The 22,472-nt window shown below is 66.5% G+C and carries 17 protein-coding genes and 1 tRNA gene; 9 read left to right on the plus strand and 9 right to left on the minus strand.

The genetic code is table 11. The features are described 5' to 3' along the window. The first annotated feature begins 65 nt into the window (after positions 1-65). Complete coding sequence (locus tag GVY64_RS12870) at positions 66-494, plus strand: hypothetical protein (protein ID WP_159840962.1); 429 nt, start codon at positions 66-68, stop codon at positions 492-494. Between the two features lie 118 nt (positions 495-612). Here GVY64_RS12870 and GVY64_RS12875 read toward each other — a convergent pair. From GVY64_RS12875 to dnaA, 9 genes are all read right to left on the minus strand, one after another. Beyond that, positions 613-686, minus strand: a tRNA-Ile gene (locus tag GVY64_RS12875). A 221-nt stretch (positions 687-907) separates the two neighbouring features. After that, positions 908-2,116 (minus strand): DUF3566 domain-containing protein, encoded by a 1,209-nt coding sequence (locus GVY64_RS12880; protein ID WP_236566792.1) that lies wholly within the window; start codon positions 2,114-2,116, stop codon positions 908-910. 45 nt (positions 2,117-2,161) lie between these two features. After that, entirely contained in the window at positions 2,162-4,669 is a 2,508-nt protein-coding gene (gyrA, locus tag GVY64_RS12885) for a DNA gyrase subunit A (protein WP_159840964.1), read from the minus strand. 73 nt (positions 4,670-4,742) lie between these two features. Next, complete coding sequence (gene gyrB / locus GVY64_RS12890) at positions 4,743-6,788, minus strand: DNA topoisomerase (ATP-hydrolyzing) subunit B (RefSeq protein ID WP_159840966.1); 2,046 nt, start codon at positions 6,786-6,788, stop codon at positions 4,743-4,745. A gap of 272 nt (positions 6,789-7,060) precedes the next feature. Continuing rightward, positions 7,061-8,005 (minus strand): alpha/beta fold hydrolase, encoded by a 945-nt coding sequence (locus GVY64_RS12895; RefSeq protein ID WP_159840968.1) that lies wholly within the window; start codon positions 8,003-8,005, stop codon positions 7,061-7,063. Positions 8,006-8,139: 134 nt separating this feature from the next. Continuing rightward, entirely contained in the window at positions 8,140-8,700 is a 561-nt protein-coding gene (locus GVY64_RS12900) for a DUF721 family protein (RefSeq protein WP_159841144.1), read from the minus strand. 360 nt (positions 8,701-9,060) lie between these two features. Continuing rightward, on the minus strand, positions 9,061-10,341 hold the full coding sequence (recF, locus tag GVY64_RS12905) for a DNA replication/repair protein RecF (RefSeq protein WP_159840970.1): 1,281 nt from the start codon (positions 10,339-10,341) through the stop codon (positions 9,061-9,063). Positions 10,342-10,584: 243 nt separating this feature from the next. Next, positions 10,585-11,760: a DNA polymerase III subunit beta gene (gene dnaN / locus GVY64_RS12910; RefSeq protein WP_159840972.1), complete on the minus strand. Its 1,176-nt coding sequence runs from the start codon at positions 11,758-11,760 to the stop codon at positions 10,585-10,587. 864 nt (positions 11,761-12,624) lie between these two features. Next, the gene (dnaA, locus tag GVY64_RS12915) at positions 12,625-14,565 is read right to left on the minus strand and encodes a chromosomal replication initiator protein DnaA (RefSeq protein ID WP_159840974.1); all 1,941 of its coding nucleotides are present in this window, start codon (positions 14,563-14,565) and stop codon (positions 12,625-12,627) included. Positions 14,566-15,202: 637 nt separating this feature from the next. Between dnaA and rpmH the strand changes: the two genes are divergently transcribed. From rpmH to GVY64_RS12955, 8 genes are all read left to right on the plus strand, one after another. Further along, entirely contained in the window at positions 15,203-15,346 is a 144-nt protein-coding gene (rpmH, locus tag GVY64_RS12920; RefSeq protein ID WP_006550910.1) for a 50S ribosomal protein L34, read from the plus strand. 21 nt (positions 15,347-15,367) lie between these two features. After that, positions 15,368-15,799: a ribonuclease P protein component gene (gene rnpA / locus GVY64_RS12925; RefSeq protein ID WP_159840976.1), complete on the plus strand. Its 432-nt coding sequence runs from the start codon at positions 15,368-15,370 to the stop codon at positions 15,797-15,799. Further along, positions 15,796-16,194: a membrane protein insertion efficiency factor YidD gene (yidD, locus tag GVY64_RS12930; protein WP_159840978.1), complete on the plus strand. Its 399-nt coding sequence runs from the start codon at positions 15,796-15,798 to the stop codon at positions 16,192-16,194. Before rnpA ends, yidD begins: the two co-directional genes overlap by 4 nt. A 4-nt stretch (positions 16,195-16,198) precedes the next feature. Then, positions 16,199-17,281: a membrane protein insertase YidC gene (gene yidC / locus GVY64_RS12935; RefSeq protein WP_159840980.1), complete on the plus strand. Its 1,083-nt coding sequence runs from the start codon at positions 16,199-16,201 to the stop codon at positions 17,279-17,281. Between the two features lie 117 nt (positions 17,282-17,398). After that, entirely contained in the window at positions 17,399-17,950 is a 552-nt protein-coding gene (locus tag GVY64_RS12940; protein WP_159840982.1) for a Jag family protein, read from the plus strand. A 142-nt stretch (positions 17,951-18,092) separates the two neighbouring features. Continuing rightward, positions 18,093-18,884, plus strand: coding sequence for a 16S rRNA (guanine(527)-N(7))-methyltransferase RsmG (gene rsmG / locus GVY64_RS12945; protein WP_159840984.1), 792 nt, complete (start codon positions 18,093-18,095; stop codon positions 18,882-18,884). A 1,470-nt stretch (positions 18,885-20,354) separates the two neighbouring features. Then, positions 20,355-21,311: an AAA family ATPase gene (locus GVY64_RS12950; RefSeq protein ID WP_236566807.1), complete on the plus strand. Its 957-nt coding sequence runs from the start codon at positions 20,355-20,357 to the stop codon at positions 21,309-21,311. Between the two features lie 70 nt (positions 21,312-21,381). Continuing rightward, entirely contained in the window at positions 21,382-22,395 is a 1,014-nt protein-coding gene (locus GVY64_RS12955; protein WP_159840988.1) for a ParB/RepB/Spo0J family partition protein, read from the plus strand. Positions 22,396-22,472 lie beyond the last annotated feature (77 nt).

Here is a 22,472-nt window from a genome sequence, read left to right on the forward strand (position 1 = left end):
TTGTAGGCGATCAGTGGTTCCGGTCGTTCCAGCGTGGCCGCCCGCAGCCCGCCCGACAGGAAGCCGTGCTTGTTGTGGATGGTCTTCGGTGCGTTGCCCTTCTCCTGCTCCAGGTACACGATCCACGCGGCGTCGAGGTCCTGGGTGACGGCGTCGACGGTGGTGTCGCCGAAGAACGGCGCGATGTCGTTGCGGATGTAGGCGTGGTACTTGCGCCGGACAGGCTCGGACACGCCGCGCAACCGCTCGGTGCAGCGGGTCAGCCAGTCGGTCAGGCGGACGCCGCTGCCGTCACGGCGCTGGACTTCCAGCACTTTCAAAGCCTCGTGGACGCCGATGCGGTCGACGAGTCCGGCCCAGCGTTCCGCGGGCGCGAAGTCGTCGAAGGTTTCCTAGGAGCGGCGACGAACGCCGTCCTCGTCGTCGTACTCGAACTGGACCTGCCAGGCGATAGAACCGTCGGAGCGGCGCCGGGGGCGTGGAGTGAACAGTGAAGGTGTCTCCTGGGTCGGAAACGCCTCGAGATGCGGGTCAAAAGCCTGCTGTGACACCATGTGACATGACCTAGGTGCCTGGAGCGGCGAATGTGGTCCTGACCTGAAGGTTCGTGGGTGGGCCTAGGAGGACTTGAACCTCCGACCTCTTCGTTATCAGCGAAGCGCTCTAACCGCCTGAGCTATAGGCCCGTAGTCGTGTTGTCCGCGGTAACAACAACGTGTAGAGACTACACAACACTCGTCTACTGAACCAAAACGGCTGGTAGAGGCACTACTGCGGCTCATTCAGAGCAAGCGAGCGGCCTCCGCGGCGACAGCGTGCACCCGCGCTTCATGAAGGGTAATACGAACGAAAACGGCCGGTACCCCACCTTGCGGTGGCTGGTACCGGCCGTTCGGGCGCTGGATGACTAGTCGGGGTCGGCCAGGGTGACCTGGATACCGCCGACGAGGTCACAGCACTGGTTGTAGATGAACGTGCCGACGGTGCCGAGTGCGGTGAACAGCACGACGTTGATCAGGCCGATCACGCCCGCGTAGCCGAACACGGTGCCCGCGTCGATCAAGCCCACCGAGCCGCTGTCCTGCGACACCATGTCGGTGAACGTGTTGTTCAGCCGCTCCCACACACCCATGCCCTCCAGCACGATGTACAGCAGGCCGACCGCGAGCATCCACACGAAGAACATCGCCACGCTGATCACCAGCGAGATCTTCAGCGTCGACCAGGGATCGATGCGACGGATCTGCACAGTGGCCCGCAGCGGCTCTCCGGAGGCCACCGCTGCCACCGCGACCGGGACCGCGGGCGACACCGGCCCGGGCTGCGGGGCGGCGGCTTCGGTGGGCGGCAGCGGATGGCGGATCTCGGACAGGTCGGGCATGTCCTTGATCAGCTCCGGCCGCGCGATGCTGCGGGTGGGCCCGTCGATGCCGACCGACTTCACCATGGCCGCTTCCTTACGCGCCGCCTTGGCCGCCAGGTCGGCGGTGGTGCGGGCGTTGGACGTGCCGCCGCCGAGACCGCCGCCACCGCCGGAGTTCGGGCGTCCGGTGACCGGCGCCTGCCCGGGGCGGTACAGGTTCGACTGCGGCTCCCGCTGCGGCAGTTGTGCCCACCCGTCCTGGTACGGCGACTGCGGACCGCCGTTGGCGGCGGCACCGACCGGTTGCTTGTCCTCGCTCTCGGGCGCGGAATGCGGGGCCTGGCTGTTGATCCGCGTCGTCTTCTGATCGAAGCGGTCGTGGCCGTCGCCGCCGGGCGCCTGGTCCGGCGCGCCCTGCGGAGCGAAATCACCCTGCTGATCGCGGATCTCGTGCGGCTGAGCATTCGGCTGGTTGCCGCCGGGCTGGTTCGCCGGCGGCCCGCCCGGATGTCCGCCGGACTGCGGCCCGTTCGGCTGGCCCTGGTGACCACCCGGCTGCGCGCCACCGGGGTGACCGCCGCCAGGGTGACCGCCCGGCTGACCGCCGCTCTGCTGGCCGCCGCCGGGCTGACCGTTCTCGGCCGAGGCGACCGGCCGTGGGATCGGCCGCGGCGGGATCGGTGACGGTGCGATCCGCTCGGTCACGCCGTTCGTCTGGTGCCGCTCGTCATTCGGCTGATTCGGAGTGGTCAATGGGAATCCTTGGGTCCGTTCGTTGCCGCCGCTGTTGGATTACTGCTAGGAGACGGTGTCGCCGCCACCGGAGACCTGATCGGGATCGGGCTCGTCGGCGTTGCGCGCGATCGCAAGCAAGGTATCGCCCTCCGCCAGGTTCATCAATCGCACACCCTTGGTCTGTCGTCCGGCCTTGCGAACCTGCTTCGCCGCCGTCCGGATGACGCCGCCACCGGAGGTGATCGCGTACAACTCGTCGTCGTCGTCGACGATGAGCGCCCCGACCAGGGTGCCACGTTTCGCGTCGAACTGGATGGTCAATACGCCTTTACCCCCGCGACCCTGCGGGGTGTACTCCTCGATCGCGGTGCGCTTGGCGTAGCCGCCGGACGTGGCGACCAGCAGATATGTGCCGTCGCGAACCACATTGAGGGACAGGAGTTCATCGCTGTCGTTGAACCGCATGCCCTGCACGCCGGAGGTGGCGCGTCCCATCGGACGCAGCGCCTCGTCGGTCGCCGAGAAGCGAATCGACTGACCGAGCGCGGAAACCAACAGCAGGTCGTCGTCGGACGAGCAGAGCACGGCGCCGACCAACTCGTCCTCGTCGCGCAGATTCACCGCGACGATGCCGCCGCTGCGGTTGGAGTCGAAGTCGGTCAGCTTCGACTTCTTCACCAGGCCGTTCTTGGTGGCGAGCACCAGATACGGCGCGTCGTCGTAGGACTTGATCTGGATGATCTGGGCGATCTTCTCGTCCGGCTGGAAGGCCAGCAGGTTCGCCACGTGCTGGCCGCGCGCGGTGCGGTTGGCCTCGGGCAGCTCGTAGGCCTTCGCCCGGTAGACCCGCCCCTTGTTCGTGAAGAACAGCAGCCAGTCGTGCGTCGAGGAGATGAAGAAGTGCTTGACGATGTCGTCCTGCTTGAGACCCGCGCCCTGCACGCCCTTGCCGCCGCGCTTCTGGCTGCGGTAGAGGTCGGTCTTGGTGCGCTTGGCGTAGCCGGTCTCGGTGATCGTGACGACCACGTCCTCCCGGGCGATCAGATCCTCGTCGGCCACGTCGCCGTCCGCGGAGACGATCTGGGTGCGCCGGTCGTCGCCGTACTTGTCCACGATCTCGGCCAGCTCGTCACGCACGATCGCGCGCTGACGCTCCGGCTTGTCGAGAATGTCCTTGTAGTCGGCGATTTCGGCTTCGATCTTGGTCAGATCGTCGATGATCCGCTGCCGCTCCAGCGCCGAGAGCCTGCGCAGCTGCATGTCCAGGATCGCGGTCGCCTGGATCTCGTCGATGTCGAGCAGCTGCATCAGGCCGGTGCGCGCGGTGTCGGTGTTGGCCGAGCGGCGGATCAGCGCGATGACCTCGTCGAGCGCGTCGAGCGCCTTGACCAGGCCGCGCAGGATGTGGGCCCGCTCCTCGGCCTTGCGCAGCAGGTACCTGGTGCGCCGGATGATGACGTCCAACTGGTGGTTGACGTAGAACCGGATCATCTGGTCCAGCCGCAGCGTGCGCGGCACGCCGTCGACGATGGACAGCATGTTGGCGCCGAAGCTGGTCTGCAGCTGGGTGTGCTTGTACAGGTTGTTCAGCACGACCTTGGCCACGGCGTCGCGCTTGACCGTCACCACGATGCGCAGGCCCACGCGGTCGGAGGATTCGTCGTGGATGTCGGCGATGCCCGCGATCTTGCCGTCCTTGACCTGCTCGGCGATCGCGTTGATGAAGTTGTCGGTGTTGACCTGGTAGGGCAGCTCGGTGATGACGATCGTGGTGCGGCCGCGATTGTCCTCTTCGATCTCGACGACGCCGCGCATCTTGATGGAGCCGCGGCCGGTGGTGTACGCGTCGTGGATGCCCTGGGTGCCGACGATCAGACCCGCGGTCGGGAAGTCCGGGCCCTTGATCCGCTCCATGCACGCGGCGAGGGTGGTCTCCTCGTCGGCGTCGTGGTTGTCCAGCGCCCAGTAGATCGCGTTGGCCAGCTCGGTCAGGTTGTGCGGCGGGATGTTGGTCGCCATCCCGACCGCGATGCCGTTGCTGCCGTTCATCAGCATGTTCGGCACGCGGCTCGGCAGGACCACCGGTTCCTGCGTCTTGCCGTCGTAGTTGGGGATGAAATCGACCGTCTCGTGGTCGATCTCGCGCAGCATCTCCATCGCCAGCGGCGTGAGGCGGCACTCGGTGTAGCGCATGGCCGCGGCGCCGTCGTTACCGCGGCTGCCGAAGTTGCCCTGCCCGTCGACCAGCGGGTAGCGCATCGCCCACGGCTGGGCCATGCGCACCAACGTGTCGTAGATCGCCGAGTCGCCGTGCGGGTGATAGTTGCCCATCGTGTCCGAGACCGGACGCGCGGACTTCACATAGCCGCGATCGGGCCGGTACCCGTTGTCGTACATGGCGTAGAGGATGCGGCGATGCACCGGCTTGAGGCCGTCGCGCACTTCGGGCAGTGCGCGGCCGACGATCACGCTCATGGCGTAATCGATGTAGCTGTTCTGCATCTCCAGCTGGATGTCGACCGGTTCGACGCGGTCGCCCGCCCCGTCCGGCGGCAGGGTGATGTCGGTCATGAAGAAGTCTCCTTAACGGGCTGACGTGCGCAGACTGCCGGGCGCCACCGGGACCGGCGGCGCCTCGGGCGGATCACACGTCGAGGAAGCGGACGTCCTTGGCGTTGCGGGTGATGAAGCTGCGGCGGGCCTCCACGTCCTCGCCCATCAGCACGCTGAACAGCTCGTCGGCCGCGGCCGCGTCGTCCAGCGTCACTTGACGAAGCACCCGGACACTGGGATCCATCGTGGTCTCCCAGAGCTCCTTGGGATTCATCTCGCCCAGACCCTTGTAGCGCTGGATGCCGTCGTCCTTGTTGATCTTCTTGCCCGCGGCAAGGCCACGCTCGAGCAGGCCGTCGCGCTCTCGATCGGAGTAGGCGAACTCCGGCTCACTGCGCTGCCACTTCAACTTGTACAGCGGCGGCTGCGCCAGGTAGACGTGCCCGTGCTCGACCAGCGGGCGCATGAACCGGAACAGCAAGGTCAGCAGCAGCGTGGAGATGTGCTGGCCGTCGACGTCGGCGTCGGCCATCAGCACGATCTTGTGATAGCGCAGTTTGCCGATGTCGAACTCGTCGTGGATACCGGTGCCGAACGCGGTGATGATCGACTGGACCTCGTTGTTCTTGAGGACCCTGTCGATGCGCGCCTTCTCGACGTTGATGATCTTGCCGCGCAGCGGGAGGATCGCCTGGTACATCGAGTCCCGCCCGGACTTGGCAGAGCCGCCGGCGGAGTCACCCTCCACGATGTAGATCTCGGACTTGCTCGGATCCTTGGACCGGCAATCGGCCAGCTTGCCCGGCAGGCCGCCCAGGTCGGTGGCGGACTTGCGCCGTACCAGCTCACGCGCCTTGCGCGCGGCGACACGGGCCTGTGCCGAGGAGACCGCCTTGTTGACGATGGTCTTGGCGTCGGCCGGGTTGGCCTCGAACCAGTGGGTGAGGTGCTCGTTGCAGGTGCGCTGCACGAACGACTTCACCTCGGTGTTGCCGAGCTTGGTCTTGGTCTGACCCTCGAACTGCGGCTCGCCGACCTTGACGCTCACGATGGCGGCCAGGCCCTCCCGGATGTCGTCACCGGTGAGGTTGCCGTCCTTCTCCTTGATGAGCTTCTTGTCCTTCGCGTACTTGTTGACCACCGTGGTCAGCGCCGCGCGGAAGCCCTCTTCGTGCGTGCCACCCTCATGGGTGTTGATGGTGTTGGCGAAGGTGTGCACCGACTCCGAGTAGCCGGAGTTCCACTGCATCGCGACCTCGAGTTCGTGGCCGGTGCCCTTGCCGGTGAACGCGACGACCGAGTTGTGGATCGGCTGCTTGGTCCGGTTGATGTGGCGGACGAAATCCTCCAGGCCACCGGGGTAGTGGTAGGTCCGCGACTTCACCTTGTGCTCGGCAGGCGCGGCACCTTCTTCGGCGTGCTTGGGCGCCTCGGCCGTCTCGCTGACCACCTCGTCGGTGATCTCGGTGTCGCTGACGCGCTCGTCGTTGAGGACGATGGTCAGGCCCTTGTTCAGGAACGCCATCTCCTGCAACCGGCGCGCGACGGTCTCGAAGTTGAAGGTGGTGGTCTCGAAGATCTCCGGATCCGGCCAGAACCGGATGGTGGTGCCGGTCCGCTTCGTCGGGTCGCCCTGGATGAGCTTGCCGGGCTTCGCGTCCTTGTACTCCTGGGTCCAGTGATGGCCGCCGGTGTCGATCTCGGCTTGCAGCCGCGTCGACAGCGCGTTGACCACGGAGATGCCGACGCCGTGCAGACCACCGGACACCGCATAGGACTCGGAGTCGAACTTGCCGCCCGCGTGCAGCTGGGTCATGACGACCTCGATGGTCGGGATGCCCTGCGCGTGCATCTCCACGGGGATGCCCCGGCCGTCGTCGATTACTTCGACACCGCCGTCGGCCAGCAGGGTGACCTCGACCTTCGTCGCGTATCCGGCCATCGCCTCATCGACGGAGTTGTCGACGACCTCCCAGATCAGGTGGTGCAGACCGCGTTCACCGGTGGAGCCGATGTACATGCCCGGACGCTTGCGAACCGCCTCGAGTCCTTCGAGAACCGTGATGGAGGAGGCACCGTAGTCCTGCTTCCCGGTCGCTTTGGTCGAACCCGATGCGTTGGAGTCTTTGGCAGCCACTGGTCGGTAGCTCTCCTTACTTGCTGATCCCGGCATAGAGCGATCGGACAGCACACGTGAGGCCCTGGTTCATGTCTGGCTCGAGAATTAGGGTCCGGCCGTGGACTGTGTGGAACGCGCCGAAGGTATCGCCGCTAGTTACGTAACCATCCTACTGGTACACCCAACTTACAACCCACCTCCGACACCCCTCACAGCGCCGTGGATGCGAGAAATCGAATTCCGCCGACTCCGTTGCGCCTGACGGCGGTTTTGATCCAGCAGAAGTGGGCTCAGAGATGCGTTGCCCGATCGCGCTCGCACGCTCCGGGAGCGCCGTCGATCCGGGCGACGAAGGCGGCGGTATGACGCGCCAGCTCCGCTGGGTGTGAGATCGGCGACCAGTGGCGCGCCGGGATCTCCACCCGGGTCAGGCGCGGCACCCACCGATCTGCCTCGGCGTTCGCCACGGGCCGCACGGCGCGGTCCCGCGTGGCGACGATCAGCTGAACGGGTACCTCGATCGGACGGGGCCGCGGACGACGCAGATGGGAACGAATGTTCGCGCGGTAGAGCTTCAGGTTGTTCAGCATATCGGTGCGCAGTGTCGGCGCCGTCTCCACCAATGCGGGGTCGAGCCCGTCGAAGAAGGCGAGGAATCGCGGCCACCGGCCGGAGAGAATCCGCAGCACCGGGTCCGGCAACCCGGGGATCTGAAAGGCGACGGTATAGGCCGAAGCGACGGCCTGGGCCAGCGCGCCACGCAGCCGCGCCGGAGTGAGCGGCCCACGCAGATAGGCGCCGAGGAAGTCCAGGTTCGGGCCGGACACCGAAGTGAAGGATGCGATCGACGATCCGGCGTCCTCGGCCGCGACCGCCTCCCATCCGATCACCGACCCCCAATCGTGTCCGAGGACGTGCACCCGCTCGCCGGGCGAGACCGCGGTGATGACCGCACGCACGTCGGCCGCGAGTTCCTCGATCCGATAGGCCTCGACCGCGGACGGCGCGGAACTGCTGCCCGCGCCCCGGTTGTCGAAGGCGATCACACGATGGCGGCCGCCGAGCAGAGCCGCCACCCGGCTCCACAGCAGATGGGTATCGGGCCACCCGTGGATCAGCAGTACCGGCACACCCTCGGGGTTGCCGCATTCGTAGACCGCGAGCTCGACGCCGTCTCGGCGAACCGTCCGGGTCGCCGTCGCCGGAAACGGACCCACCGCCGTGGTGATCGTCATCGAGGTTCCTTCTGCCCAGTCGGTTCCGATCCGACGTCGCAGGCTTCCGGTGCGGACGTCGAACCGGGGCGTTCCACGTGAAACGCCGCTTCGGAATAAACGTAACACCAAGTATCAGATACTGCCCGGCATGGTCATCCGTACGTATCGCGCGGTCCGCGACCTTTGATATGACGCTCGCCCTTGCGCCAGCTCGGTGCGGCAGGTCCGGAGATCTTCAGCGAGGTCACCACACCCTGACCGACCGCGGCGTTGATCTTCGCGAGGATCTGGCCTTGCAGCATCCGCAACTGGGTTGCCCAGGCGGTCGACTCCGCGGAGATGCTCAGCACGCCGTCCTTCAAGGTGACCGGCGTGGCATGCGCGGCGATGTCCTCGCCGACCACGCCCGCCCAACGGCCGAAGACCATGCCTTCGGCCACCTTGGCCGACCACCCGCGATTCTTGGCGAGGGAGCCGGCCAACTTCGACAACAGCTGTGGATCGCGATCGTCCGGGCCCGCGCCCGACCATCCGGTGCGCCTGCGCGCTCCGGTCCGCAGCCTGCGCTGAGGCGAGGAACGCCCCTGACCGACGGACTTGCCGCTCGCCCGTGCCGCGGCGCGCGCTTCCTCCAAGGCTCGCCGGGCCAGGTCGATCCCGCGCAATTCGGGTTCCGGTCCTGCGGATTCGGGCTCCGTGGGTCGATCGCTCAGCGCCCTTCTCCCTCCGCGTCCCGTGGTCTGTCCCCAGTTTCGATCAAGTTGTCCCCAGCCTCCGCCCACGGTTGCCAGCACCGGGAATCACGCACGCCGCATACCGAGCCGGCCGATCGAACACTCTGTTTCCCGCCCAGAACGCCGGATTCGTCAGCCAGGTCAGCTGCTTGCTCAGCTGTTGCTGCGGCGAACTTCACGGGAGCGGTCACCCATGACCGAGCAAGTTTTCCACAGGTGTTGACGAATCGGTGCCTGCTGTTGAGAACTCGATCGTCGTTCCCGACGACTGGTCACTGTAGTGGACCGGAACGGCTGAGGGCGAGGCCGGGACCTCCGGTGCATTCCACCTGTGGATGGCTAGGGCGTCCGCGACTCCGTCGACCCGGTGACCGGGTCACGTTCGCCCTCGGTCGCCGAGTGGGTGGCGTCGTCGTTCCGCCGTTCGCCGCCGAAACCGCCACTCTCGGACCGGTCTTCGGCGGCGATCCGGGAAACGCGGCCGCCGGGGCCGCCGGCGGTTTCCACTCGCAGCGGCACGGCGGCGAGTTCGGCGGGCACGTCCTCCGGCACGGCCGCGGTGATCAGCACTTGCTCCGCGTCCGCGGCGACGGCCGCCAGCGCGGCGCGGCGGCGGCGATCGAGTTCGGCGAACACGTCGTCGAGCAGCAGCACCGGTTCGGGGCCGGTGGTGCGCAGCAGTTCGAACGCACCCAACCGCAAAGCCAAGGCGAACGACCACGACTCGCCATGGCTGGCGAAGCCCTTGGCGGGCGAATCTCCCAGCACGAGGTCCAGGTCGTCGCGGTGCGGACCCACCAGGCACACCCCGCGCTCGAGTTCCTTCGGTCGGGCGGCGGCGAGTTCGGTCAGCACGAGCGCCTCCAGTTCCGCCGCGTCCTCCGGGAGCGGCGATCTGGCCGGATCCAGGAACTCCGGGGGTAGCGCGGAGCTGCGGTAGACGATCGACGCGGGCCGCGATTCCGGGGCGATCGACGCGTAGGACTGCGCCAGATACGGCGCGAGATCGTGCACCAGACGCAGCCGCTGCGCGAGCAGGACGGACGCGTGTGCGGCGAGATGCCCGTCCCACACGTCGAGGGTGCTCAGATCGGTCTTCGACCTGGCTTGCCGCCCGGCGGTTTTCAGCAGCGCCGAGCGCTGGCGCAGCACCCGGTCGTAGTCGCTGCGGACCGCGGCCAGCCTGGGGAGGCGAGTTGTGCACAACTCGTCCATGAAGCGGCGGCGCTCCCCGGGATCGCCGCGCACCAACGCGAGATCTTCCGGGGCGAACAACACCGTCTGCAGGATCCCCAGGATCTCCCGAGGTCGGCGCACCGGTGAGCGGTTGATCTGTGCGCGATTCGCGCTGCCCTGGTTCAACTCGACATCGATGCGCAACTCGCGCCCGGTGTTGACCACCGTGGCGCCGATCCGGGCTCGCTCGGTCCCGGTCCGGATCAATGGGGCGTCCGTGGCGACCCGATGTGACCCGAGGGTGGCCAAGTAGCCGATCGCTTCCAGCAGATTTGTCTTGCCGTTGCCGTTCGATCCCAAGAAAACGGTTCGACCTGGGGATAATTCGACTTCCGCATGCTCCCACGAGCGGAAGTCGCGCAGCGACAGAGCACGGACGAACATCCGCTACCGTGCCCCTGCCTGGGCCGAAGCGGACATTCCTGCCGATCGATGCCCCAGCACCGTGGCGAACGGGCGCGGTGCGGTTCGCCGGACCCCTGTGGAAGACCTGTGGATAAACCAGGGCCCTGGGTGCTGCGGCACCGGTTTCTCCGACGTCGCTGGGGAGTTTCCAGCAGCGTCACCGCTCGGCCGCGCTGGATCACGCGGCGCGGATCCGTTCGACATCAGGTCAGGCACAGGCGATCAGCCCGGAAGCCGGACCGGCATCAACAGATAGATGTACGGGCTCGACAATGCGGCGAACGTTCCGGAGTCCAGCACTTCGGGCTCCTCCTCGGACGCAGGCAGCAGCACGGCGGGCCTGCTGGGCGTGGTGAAGCCGAAGGTGACCCGATCGGCGTGCAGGGCGGACAAGCCGTCGATGAGATATCCCGGGTTGAACGCGATGGTGAGCGATTCGCCCCGGAAATCGGCCTCCAGCCATTCCTCGGCGCGGCCCGCGTCGTCGCCGCCCGCGGACAGCAGCAGGCCGTCTGCGGAGAACTCCAGCCGCACCTGCGCGCCTCGTTCGGCGACCAGGGCGACGCGCTTGATGGCCTCGGTCAGCGCGGCGACGGCGAGGGTGGCGATCGAGGTGTGCTCCTTGGGGAGCAATTGCCGGAACTTGGGGAATTCCGCGTCGAGCAGGCGCGTGGTGGTCCGGCGGCCGGCGTTCACGATGCCGAGCAGGCCGTCCGACCCCCCACCGGAGCCGAGGGACAGCTGGACGGGGGCGTCGGAGGGTCCGAGCGTCTTGGCGGCCTCGGACAGCGTCCTGGCCGGGATGAGCACCGACGTCTCGATATCGGCGCGCGCGGGCTGCCATTCGATGTGCCGCACGGCGAGGCGGAACCGATCGGTCGCCGCGAGCACGACCTGGGACCCCTCGATCTCCACCCGGATACCGGTGAGCATGGGCAGTGTGTCGTCGCGGCCCGCGGCGACGGCGACCTGGCCGACGGCCTCCGCGAAGACATCCACACTCAATTCACCGGTCTGCTGCGGCACCTCGGGCAGCTGGGGATAGTCCTCGACCGGCATGGTCGGCAGCGAGAACTTCGCGCTGCCGCAGGTGATCAGCACGCGGGTGCCGTCCACCGAGACGTCGACCGGCTTGTTCGACAGCGCCTTGGTGATATCGGCCAGCAGACGACCGGAGACGAGCACCTGACCGGGCCCAGCGACCTCGGCCGCGACCCGCACCTGCGCGGAGACCTCGTAGTCGAAGCCGGAGACGGTCAGCCCGTCTTCGTCGGCGACCAGCAGCACGCCGCCGAGCACCGGTACCGGAGGCCGGGAGGGAAGACTGCGCGCCACCCAGGCGACGGACTCGGCGAAATCCTCGCGGGCGACCCGAAACTTCATGCTTGCAAGCTCCATCGCCCGATCTGTCCTCTCCCGGTTCCGTGATCTGTTGTCGGCTCGTCAGTGTCGGTGCTCGAAAGGGTCCTGCCGAATCGGCCGCCTTCGCAGTCTGGCACAGGCGACCGACATAGAACCGTACCCGCGGAGGGGACGTGCACCTAGCCCGACCCTCCGGCATCACAGATGACCGCCCTCGGATGGGAGCACGGCCGGGGCGGGGCGATGTGGGATGAGCCGCGCGCGGACTGCTTACGCCGATTCGCGATGGGGACCGGTGATCCCTCTGTCGTCCTTGCTGTGAACGGGGAGCGGCTGCGAAGGGGACGCTGCCGTGCCGACTTTCCACACACCCTGTTTTGAAGAGAGATCTCTAATGAGAAGAACTGAAGTAGTAGTAGGCGCTGTGGATTCTGTGGACTGCGGCCGAATCCGCTGTTCAGGGGGCGTGGTGCCGTGGGGATGGCCAGGGGGTGTCTCGAGGATGAACACCCGGCGTCTGTGGAGGCTCTTCGGTTGTCCACGATTCATCCTCGAGCGCTCCTCGAGTTGTTCCACTGGATTCACCCGGTTGTTCACACATGTGCACGAAATCGTGGACAGCTCGAGGAATCCTCGAGGACTCCACACGAACTCCTCGAGGATTCCACAACGCCTGATCCGGACACCGCGCTGGTCAACGGCTGTGCGCAACCATGCCTGGGGAAACTGTGTAATTCGCCCTGTGAGGGAACTCGCGGAGGCGCCTACCCCGACCTGTGCACGGATCGGTGGACAAACCGGTGGATTCCTCGAGGACTCCACAAGGATTCCTCGAGGAATCCACAGCCCACAAAAAAGCACCGCCCCTGGTCAGGGGCGGTGCTCAGCTGTGGATGCCGCTCAGCGCGAGCGTTGCTTGATCCGGGCTGTGAGTTCCTGCACCTGGTCGTAGACCCGGCGCCGCTCGGTCATCTCCTTGCGTACCTTCTTCTCCGCGTACATCACCGTGGTGTGGTCGCGGCCGAACGCCTGGCCGATCTTCGGCAGGGACAGGTCGGTCAGTTCGCGGCACAGATACATGGCGATCTGTCTGGCCTGAGCCAGCGGCCGCGCCTTGCCGGGACCGGTGAGCTCTTCCAACGTCGTGTTGAAGTACTCCGCAGTGACGGCCATGATCGTGGCCGCGTTGATCTCCAGCGCCGCGGTGTCGGGCATCAGGTCGCGCAGCACCACCTCGGCCAGCGGAAGATCCAGCGGCTGGCCGTTCAGCGACGCGAACGCGGTCACCCGGATCAGCGCGCCCTCCAGTTCCCGGATGTTGCGCTCCACCCGGCTGGCGATCAGCTCCAGCACGTCGTGGGGCACGTCGAGCCGGTCCATCCGCGCCTTCTTGCGCAGGATCGCGATGCGCGTTTCCAGCTCCGGCGGCTGCACGTCGGTGATCAGGCCCCATTCGAATCGCGTGCGCAGCCGCTCTTCCAGCGTCGCCAGTTGCTTGGGCGGGCGATCCGAGGAGACGACGATCTGTTTGTTCGCGTTGTGCAGGGTGTTGAAGGTGTGGAAGAACTCCTCCTGGATGCCTTCCTTGCCCTCGATGAACTGGATGTCGTCGACCAGCAGGATGTCGGTCTCGCGGTAGCGGCGCTTGAACGCGACCTTGCGGTCGTCGCGCAGGCTGTTGATGAAGTCGTTGGTGAACTCTTCGGTCGACACGTACTTGACTCGCATGCCCGGGAAGAGACGCTGCGCGTAATGACCCGCCGCGTGCAGCAGGTGTGTCTTGCCCAGGCCCGAAGCTCCCCAGACGAACAACGGGTTGTAGGCGCGAGCAGGCGCTTCGGCGATGGCGACCGCCGCGGCGTGCGCGAAGCGGTTGGACGCGCCGATGACGAAGGTTTCGAAGGTGTACTTCGCGTTCAGGCTGGCCGAAGACGTCGCAGGCGCGGGCGATTCCTGCGACTTGGCGAAGTAGGTTGGCCAGGAGTTGCGTACGTTCACCACGGGCTCGTCGTCGTGATCACCGCGCGGATGGTCGCCGATCGGTTCCCGGACCGGATCGTGCGCCAGGCCCGTGTCGTCGTCGGCGGTCTCGCGCAGCGGAGCACGGAGCGGGCCGCGCGCACCGCCCGGCGACGACGGTTCCGGAGTGAACAATGACTCCTGGCCCGGCGGGATGGCCGGCTCCCTGCGGGGCGGCAGGCCGGGTTCGCGACGGGGCGTGACGTCCGCCCCGGGCATCATGGGCAGCTCGCCGGTCGCGGAATACTCGCCGCGCGGCGGATAGTCGGCGTGGGCGTACTCCGATTGGCGGTACTCCTCCGGCGGGGCGAAGTCCTGCCCGTATTCCGCGCCGGGGTAATCGGAGCCGTCGTTGTACGGAGACGCTGCCGGGAATTCGGCCGGCTGTGCATAACGCGGCCCGGGGTAGGCGTCGCGGCCGGGGAATTCCGAGCCGGGGTAGGCGGCGGGAGCCCGGCCCTCTCGACTCCGTTCGGGCCTGCTCGTCATCCGCGCGTGCCGGGGGGTATTGCTCTGCCGGTCGACGGTAGGGGTGGTCGGGGCGGCGATGCGGACGCCGAGTCCTTCCACTTGGGGACCGAGCCTGCGGCCGAGGGACCGGAGGATGGGTTCGCGCAGGTCGCGTTCGATGGCCTCCTGCGCAAGCGACGAAGGCACGGAGAGCAGGGCGAACCCCTGTGCGACCGTCAGCGGCTTGACCAGTTTCAGCCACGCCTGCTGTGCTCGGGTGACCGGAGGAATAGCGCCGTCCGGTGACCCGGTGGTGAGCTCGGTGACAACCTCGGGCCACACCCTGGCCAGCACGTTCTGCTCGTCGTCCATGCAGTTTCCTCCCCGGAGTAGGTCGATAGGAGCAGACGGCCGGGGCACGCGTGGAGTGTGCTGCTCGGGGGTGGTCCCGGGATCCGCTGCGTACGTCCGTAACCGGTTCGGACGCTGTCCGGGTCCCCCATCTGGACAGCGGCGTGGCACCGTCGGCCCTACGAATATGCCACTCCAGGGGTCTTTCCACACAATTATCCACAGATGTGGAGAACCCTGGGGAACTGTGGAACGCGCGCACGCGCGGGGAAGGCGAAGCTGCGACCTGCGGTTCTGCAGCAATCGACTGGCTACGTACCCTAGCGGCCCGCGACGGCTGCCGGCTAGGGGTGTGGACGAACTCACGGTCATTGCCAGAAGGCCTGACTCCGGGAAACCGATTGTGCCTGGTCGCCGCGCCCGTGCGCACATGGGGGGCGAGTTTGACCCGTTCCTGGACGATCAGTACCCTCGTACAGTCACCCCTTGGTGCGGTGGCGGTCTTGTGCTGACCGCGTTTAGGTCGTGATCGACCGACTGTGCGCCAGGACCGACGCGCGCCGATGATGACCAGACCTGCGATTCATTCGCGCAATACACGTATCACCGACAAGCTTCGGGCACTACCTGGTGCCCGCCTACTCGAGGAGTGTTGACCGTGGCCAAGGGCAAGCGGACGTTCCAGCCGAACAACCGTCGTCGGGCGCGGGTTCACGGCTTCCGCCTCCGGATGCGCACCCGTGCGGGCCGCGCCATCGTCTCGGCGCGTCGCCGCAAGGGCCGCGCTTCCCTCACTGCCTGACCCTCGCTCTCGGACGCTCGGGTGTTGCCTGAGCCGTATCGGTTGCATCATCGTGCCGACTTCTCCCGGACGGTGCGCCGCGGCCAGCGAATCGGGAGGCGTGATCTGGTCGTGCATGCGCTCGCACACGGGTATGACGGAAGCGTGGGCGCGAATGGACGACCAGATCAGATCCCGGACGATGCGCTGGTCCGTGTAGGCGGACCGCGCTTCGGGTTGATCGTCAGCAAGGCGGTGGGCAACGCGGTGATTCGACATCGCGTCGCCCGCCGCCTGCGTCATATGTGCGCCCAGGTGGTCGACGAATTGCCGCCCGGGACCGATGTCGTGATTCGTGCGCTCCCGGGCGCCGCTACGGCGTCGTCGGAGGACCTGCTGCGGCAGCTGCGCACCGCACTGCGCAAGCTCGGCATCGGCGCCGCACCGGGCGTGTCGACGGGCGGCGCGGTATGAGCCTCTGGGCGACGATCGCCAGACTGCCCGCGAATGTGCTGATCTTCTCGATCGAGCTGTATCGGACCTACGTCTCCCCCACCCGCATGCCGGTGTGCCGATTCACCCCGACCTGCAGCGAGTACGCGGTCACCGCACTGCGCACCCGGGGCCTGTTCATCGGGCTCGTACTGACGGTCGTGCGCTTGGCCAAATGTGCGCCCTGGCACCCTGGTGGGTGGGACCCCGTCCCGGAGCGGAAGCGGAGCGGACTCCGCACCGAGCCGGCGGATGGGGCAGCGACCGAGGCGGCGACGCAGGAATCGAGCCTGCCCGCTGGACCGCGGTCGGAGCCGAACGCTTGTAAAGGATCGCCGCACGCGGTGATCGGCGACACGAACGACGGGAGTGCATAGAGCCGTGCTCGACTTCATTTATTACCCGGTGTCCTGGATCCTCTGGTTCTGGCATCGGGTCTTCGGGTTCGCGTTCGGCGCGGACAACGGTCTCACCTGGGCGCTGGCCGTGGTGTTCCTGGTGTTCACTCTGCGCCTGGTGCTCTACAAGCCGTTCGTCAAGCAGGTGCGCACCACCAAGCAGATGCAGGAACTGCAGCCGCAGATCAAAGAGCTGCAGAAGAAGTACAAGAACGACCGCCAGAAGATGGCGCTCGAGATGCAGAAGCTGCAGAAGGACAACGGCTTCAACCCGCTGATGGGTTGCCTGCCGATCCTCGCTCAGGTGCCGGTGTTCCTGGGGCTGTTCCATGTGCTGCGGTCGTTCAACCGGACCGGTCACGGCTTCGGCCAGCTCGGCATGACGCCCGAGCAGAACGCGAACACCGCGAACTACGTCTTCAACGCGGCCGACGTCCAGTCCTTCCTCAGTGCTCGCATCTTCGGGGCGCCGATTTCCGCGTTCATCACGACGCCGGTCAACGAGTTGCAGGCGTTCGCCGATTACGGCGGTGTGCCGAGCAAGTTGAGCATCGCGCTCGTCGCCATCCCCCTGATGGTCATCGCCGGCCTGGCGACCCACTTCAACGCGCGCGCGTCGGTCGCGCGGCAGACGCCGGAAGCGGCGGCCAATCCTCAGGCCGCGATGATGAACAAGCTCGCGCTGTGGGTGTTCCCGCTCGGCGTGCTCGTCGGTGGCCCCTTCTTGCCGATCGCCATCCTGCTGTACTGGGTCTCCAACAACATCTGGACCTACGGGCAGCAGCACCTCGTGTTCGGTCGCATGGCGAAAGAAGAGGAAGCCAAGAAGCAGGCGAAGCTGGAGCAGCGCGCGCAGAACGCGCCGAAGCCCGGCGCCAAACCGGTCAACGTGAAGAAGAAGCCCGCGCCCACCGCCGCTGCCGATACCGCCACGGACGAGGACACTCCGGTCGCGTCGTCGAACGGTACCGCGAAGCCGTCGAAGCAGTCCGCGGGCCAACGTCGCCCGGCCGGCCAGAAACGGCCCGGCAACCGCGGCAGGGCGAATCAGAAGCGCAGGCGCTGATACCCGATCGGTGGGCCGAGCCACCCACCTCTCTCTATCGCTGAGCAACCCCTTGATCGCGAATACCGCCCGGCGGCGATTGCCCGGCGCGCGCGATGAGCAGATGAAGGAAATCAAATGACTGTTGAGACCGACGGAGGTGACGCCACCGTGGCGACGACGACGGCGAGCGCCGGACCGGACACCGGCGATGTCGTGAACGATGCCGAGGAAGCGCTGATCGAAGAAGGCGAGATCGCCGGGGACTACCTCGAGCAGTTGCTCGACGTGCTGGACTTCGACGGCGACATCGATCTCGATGTGGAAGGCGACCGCGCCGTGGTGAGCATCGACGGTGGCCGCGATCTGACCAAGCTCGTGGGACGCAACGGCGAGGTGCTCGACGCGTTGCAGGAACTGACTCGTCTCGCTGTCCAACAGGCGACCGGAGTGCGCAGTCGGCTGATGCTGGACGTGGCGGGCTGGCGGGCCAAGCGGCGGTCCGAGCTGAGCGAGCTCGGCGCGGCCGCGGCGCAGCGGGTGCTGGACTCCGGCGAGCCGGAATCGCTTGCTCCCATGACTCCGTTCGAGCGCAAGATCGTGCACGACGCGGTGGCGGCTGTCGAGGGGGTCAGCAGCGAGAGCGAAGGCGTTGAGCCGAACCGGCACGTGGTGGTAGTTCCCGGCTGAGCCGCGGCATCGCCGAAGCGGGCGGCATGTTTCGCGGCCCGGACGGGTAGTGGTTGGATAGGGCCTCTGGTCTTCGGACCGGGGGCCTTGTTCGTGTCCGGAGCCCGATTGCTCGCTCGTAGATCGACCCGAGTTCGGAAGGATGTTTCACGTGGAACGAGATCTCGGTGGAACCGCCGCGGTACCCGCGGAGCTGGAACCACCCGCGTCGGCGGCCACCGTCTTCGGCGACCGACTCGATCTCGCGCGTCGATATTGCACAGCGCTCGCCACCGCGGGAGTGGAGCGCGGGTTGATCGGCCCACGCGAGGTGCCCCGCCTGTGGGATCGCCACCTGCTCAACTGCGCGGTGCTCGGGGAGTTGATCGCCGAGGGCGCCTCCGTGGTCGACATCGGCAGCGGCGCGGGCCTGCCCGGCATCCCGCTCGCGATCGCTCGACCGGATCTCCGGATCACCTTGGTCGAGCCCCTGCTGCGCCGAACCATCTTCCTGAGCGAGTTCATCGAAACGGTCGGACTGGACGTGATCGTCGTACGTGGGCGCGCCGAACAGTCCGGCGTGATGAAGGAGGCGGGTGGCGCGGACGTTGTCACGTCCCGCGCGGTGGCCCCACTGGGGAAACTCGCTCAGTGGTCTCTCCCCCTTCTCCGCGACCACGGACACATGCTCGCCCTCAAGGGCGCCAGCGCGGCAGAGGAACTCGAACGCGACGGCGAGGCGCTGGCGAAGGCCGGAGCCGGCAATGCCATCGTGTTGGAATGCGGCGTCGGTCTCGTGGACACGCCCACCGTGGTGATCAGCGCGGAGCGGCTTCCTCGCGCCGAACGTACGTCGCGGCGGCGCGCCGAACGTGCGGTCGAACGCGAAGGCAAGACGGTTCGCAAGGCGGCGACAGAGCGCGCGCGCAAGCGTGCCGCACGCAAGGCCGAGTAGCAGCTTCGATCGCGAAGGTTTCCGGTTCGAACTGGGACCACCGGCCGTTTCGTCACCCTGACGGAATGGGCGATCTGACCGTGGTCACCGCCGCGCGCGGATAGGGGCATACCCGTAAGGTGCGCGTGTCACCGCTTCGGGCCTGATCTATGGCGCACGTCCGATCGGTGTGGCGCGGCCTATCGAAGCTGCCCAAGCCCCCGCGCGAGCGCGTGCCCTTGTCGCTGAAGTGTGAGGTTGTAGTGCCCGTCCATTGCGCGTCGCTGACGGTCGCATGTTTCACGTGAATCGGGCTTCGATCACTGACCATTCGGCTTCGTACGTCCAGAACAGCGTCGCCGCATGTTTCACGTGAATCATGCGCCGTATGCGGGTTCACGTTGAACGGCCTAGCGCTCGTAGAAAGCATGTACTCCACGTGAACCGAATCAGGCGCGACACCGGCTGCCACGTAAAACTTTGTCCGCCTCCTCCTGAGCTTTCTCGTTCACCGTAGCGGGGTGGCTATGGCGCGCCGCCCCGGTCCGCTATCCGTTCGCGCTCGTGGCGCACAGTCGAAGTGGTGCGCCGCGAATTCGACACCGGAGGGTTGGCACCGGAAGGTCGACACCAGAAGATCGACACCAGAAGGTCGACACCGGACGAGCCGATCCCGCTTGACAATCTCACCTGACGAAGAGCGCGCCGGATGACGAAAAGTGCCCAACGATGGGCGTCTACGGCAGCGAAGCAGTGCCGGGGTCCACTGGAAGACAGACACGCCTGACAGGGAAACACCGTCGGCGCAGCGGCAGACAACAGACGTGATGTTCCGCGAGGCCGCGGCGACGCGGCAGCTGACGACGGACAGATCCATTGACGCGCACCGCCGCTCGGTCACCGCAGCGTCCAGTCCGCGCGACGCCTCCCCTCCCCTTCCGGATCTGGCACGGGCCAACTCGAAGCAATAAGGAGTACATCGCCGAACGGACTCCTGGTCGACAGGCCCCCGGGCCGAGCTACGGTCAAACCGCCACTGCGAGAGTGGGCTTCCAGTAGCGGCGGATAGCTGCTGCGTCGGAAAACGGCACCAGCTGCTACCCCCACTACGGGACGCGCGGTCCACGGCAATGTTTCATGTGAAACAGCGTGCGCGGCGCGCTGAATTCGTGCGGTTTCAGCGTGTCGCTCTGCGCCTCGCCGCGATTCAGCTTTCTTAAACCGCTCAGTGCTGGCAAGCTAGTGGGCGTCGGGCGTGAGTGTAGGTGCCACGGAGGGATCTGGTTGTCACAACGACGAGGAGCTCCGCTCGGTCGATCGGGCACCGCGAACCCGGTTGTGCATCGTGTTCGATCCGACAAAGGCTGTTGTAGACACGGCGCCGATCCGTCCCGTCGCGCGTACGTGTTCTGAAGTTTCTCGGGTTAGGAGCTGTCTATGTCGAGCGGTCCGGCGAATGTTTCACGGGAAACAACGTCGCGCGTGCCGGGGATGCTGGACTCCAGCAGTTTCGACGCGGAGGCATTCGGAAGTACACCGTTCGGGCACATCTCCCCTAGCGAGACCCCGATAGCCGCCGAAGCGCAACGTGCAAGTCAGGTCCTCCATCCAGGAAAGGTGACTGTGCCGAAACCGCACGAGCAACGGATCATCACCATCGCCAATCAAAAAGGCGGCGTCGGGAAGACGACCACCGCGGTGAATCTGGCGGCCGCCCTGGCGCACCAAGGGATGACGGTTCTCGTGATCGATCTCGATCCCCAGGGCAACGCGAGCACCGCCTTGGGCATCGAGCATCATTCGGGTGTCCCCTCCAGTTACGAGTTGCTCATCGGCGAGGTTTCGGTCAGAGACGCCATCCAGACGAGCCCGCACAGTGAGCGTCTCCTGTGCATTCCCGCGACCATCGACCTGGCAGGCGCCGAAATCGAACTCGTGTCGATGGTGGCCAGGGAAGGCCGGCTGAAAGCCGCAATCCAAGAAGCGAATATCGCCGGATACGACATCGATTACGTGATGATCGACTGCCCGCCTTCCTTGGGGCTGCTGACGGTCAACGCGCTAGTCGCGGCGAAGGAGGTACTGATCCCGATCCAGTGCGAGTACTACGCGCTGGAAGGCGTCGGCCAATTGCTGCGCAATATCGGCTTGGTGCAGGCGCACTTGAATCCCGAACTCCACGTCTCCACCGTGATCCTCACGATGTACGACGGACGCACCAAATTGGCCGACCAGGTCGCCGAGGAGGTCCGCGGACACTTCGGCGATGTGGTGCTGCGGTCGGTGATCCCGCGCAGTGTGAAGGTGTCGGAGGCACCCGGTTACGGCATGACGGTGCTCGATTATGATCCAGGCTCCCGGGGCGCGATGAGCTACCTGGATGCCGGACGCGAGATGGCGGCCCGCGCGGTGGCTCCGCGCGTCGCCGCGACGAAGTCGGCGGAGTGATTCGGCCAGTGGTGTCGATGCTCGGCACAGTCCGGTTTGGTAGCGGAACGAGGAAGGGGTCGGTAGACCGATGAGTCAGGCGAAGAAGGGTGGGCTCGGGCGCGGTCTCGCCGCGCTGATCCCGACGACACCGACGACAGCACCGGGCCTCAGCAGCGCTGCTGCGAGTGTCATCGGTCTGGATCCGGTGGGGCCGCAGCCGCCCGCTACCTACCTGCATCGGGTACCTGATCCCGCCGACAACGCCGAACTCGAGGCCGGTGGCGCTGTCTACCGCGAGATCCCGCCGGACCAGATCGAACCGAACCCGAAGCAACCGCGGACGGTCTTCGAAGAGGATGCGCTGGCCGAGCTGGTGCACTCGATCCGTGAGTTCGGTCTGATGCAGCCGATCGTGGTGCGCCGGACCGAGCCGGGCGTGGATCGCTATCAGCTGGTCATGGGCGAGCGGCGCTGGCGAGCGTGCCAGGAGGCGGGGCTGGCCGCCATTCCCGCGATCGTGCGGGAGACCGCGGACGAGTCGATGCTGCGTGACGCACTGTTGGAGAACATCCACCGGGTGCAGCTGAATCCGCTCGAAGAGGCGGCGGCCTATCAGCAGCTGCTGGAGGAATTCGACGTCACCCACGAGGAATTGGCTGCCCGAATCGGCCGCTCTCGCCCGGTTGTGACGAATATGATCCGTCTACTGAAGTTGCCTATCCCGGTGCAGCGCCGGGTCGCGGCGGGCGTACTGTCCGCCGGACACGCGCGAGCACTGCTCGGTCTCGAAGCGGGTGCGGACGCTCAAGAGGTGCTCGCCGCCCGAATCGTTGCCGAGGGACTCTCGGTCCGGGCTACCGAGGAAGCCGTCATGCTGGCGAACCGAGAGCAGGCCGCGGCCGCGCCCTCTCCTGTCGTCCGTCGCAAGCCGATCGAGATGCCCGGCCTACAAGCCGTGGCCGATCGGTTGTCCGGCTCCTTCGACACTCGGGTCCTGGTGAGCATGGGCAAGCGCAAAGGCAAGATCGTCGTCGAGTTCGGGTCGGTGGAAGACCTCGAGCGGATTGTCGCCCTGATGGAGCAGAACGCACCTACCGTGTGACAGAAGTGACGAAATTCAACTTGTGGTTTCCATAGGTGCGGGTTCCGGGCCGAAACGTCACTGTGACGGCAGGAATT

Source organism: Nocardia sp. CY41 (assembly GCF_009829325.1).
Lineage (GTDB): Bacteria > Actinomycetota > Actinomycetes > Mycobacteriales > Mycobacteriaceae > Nocardia.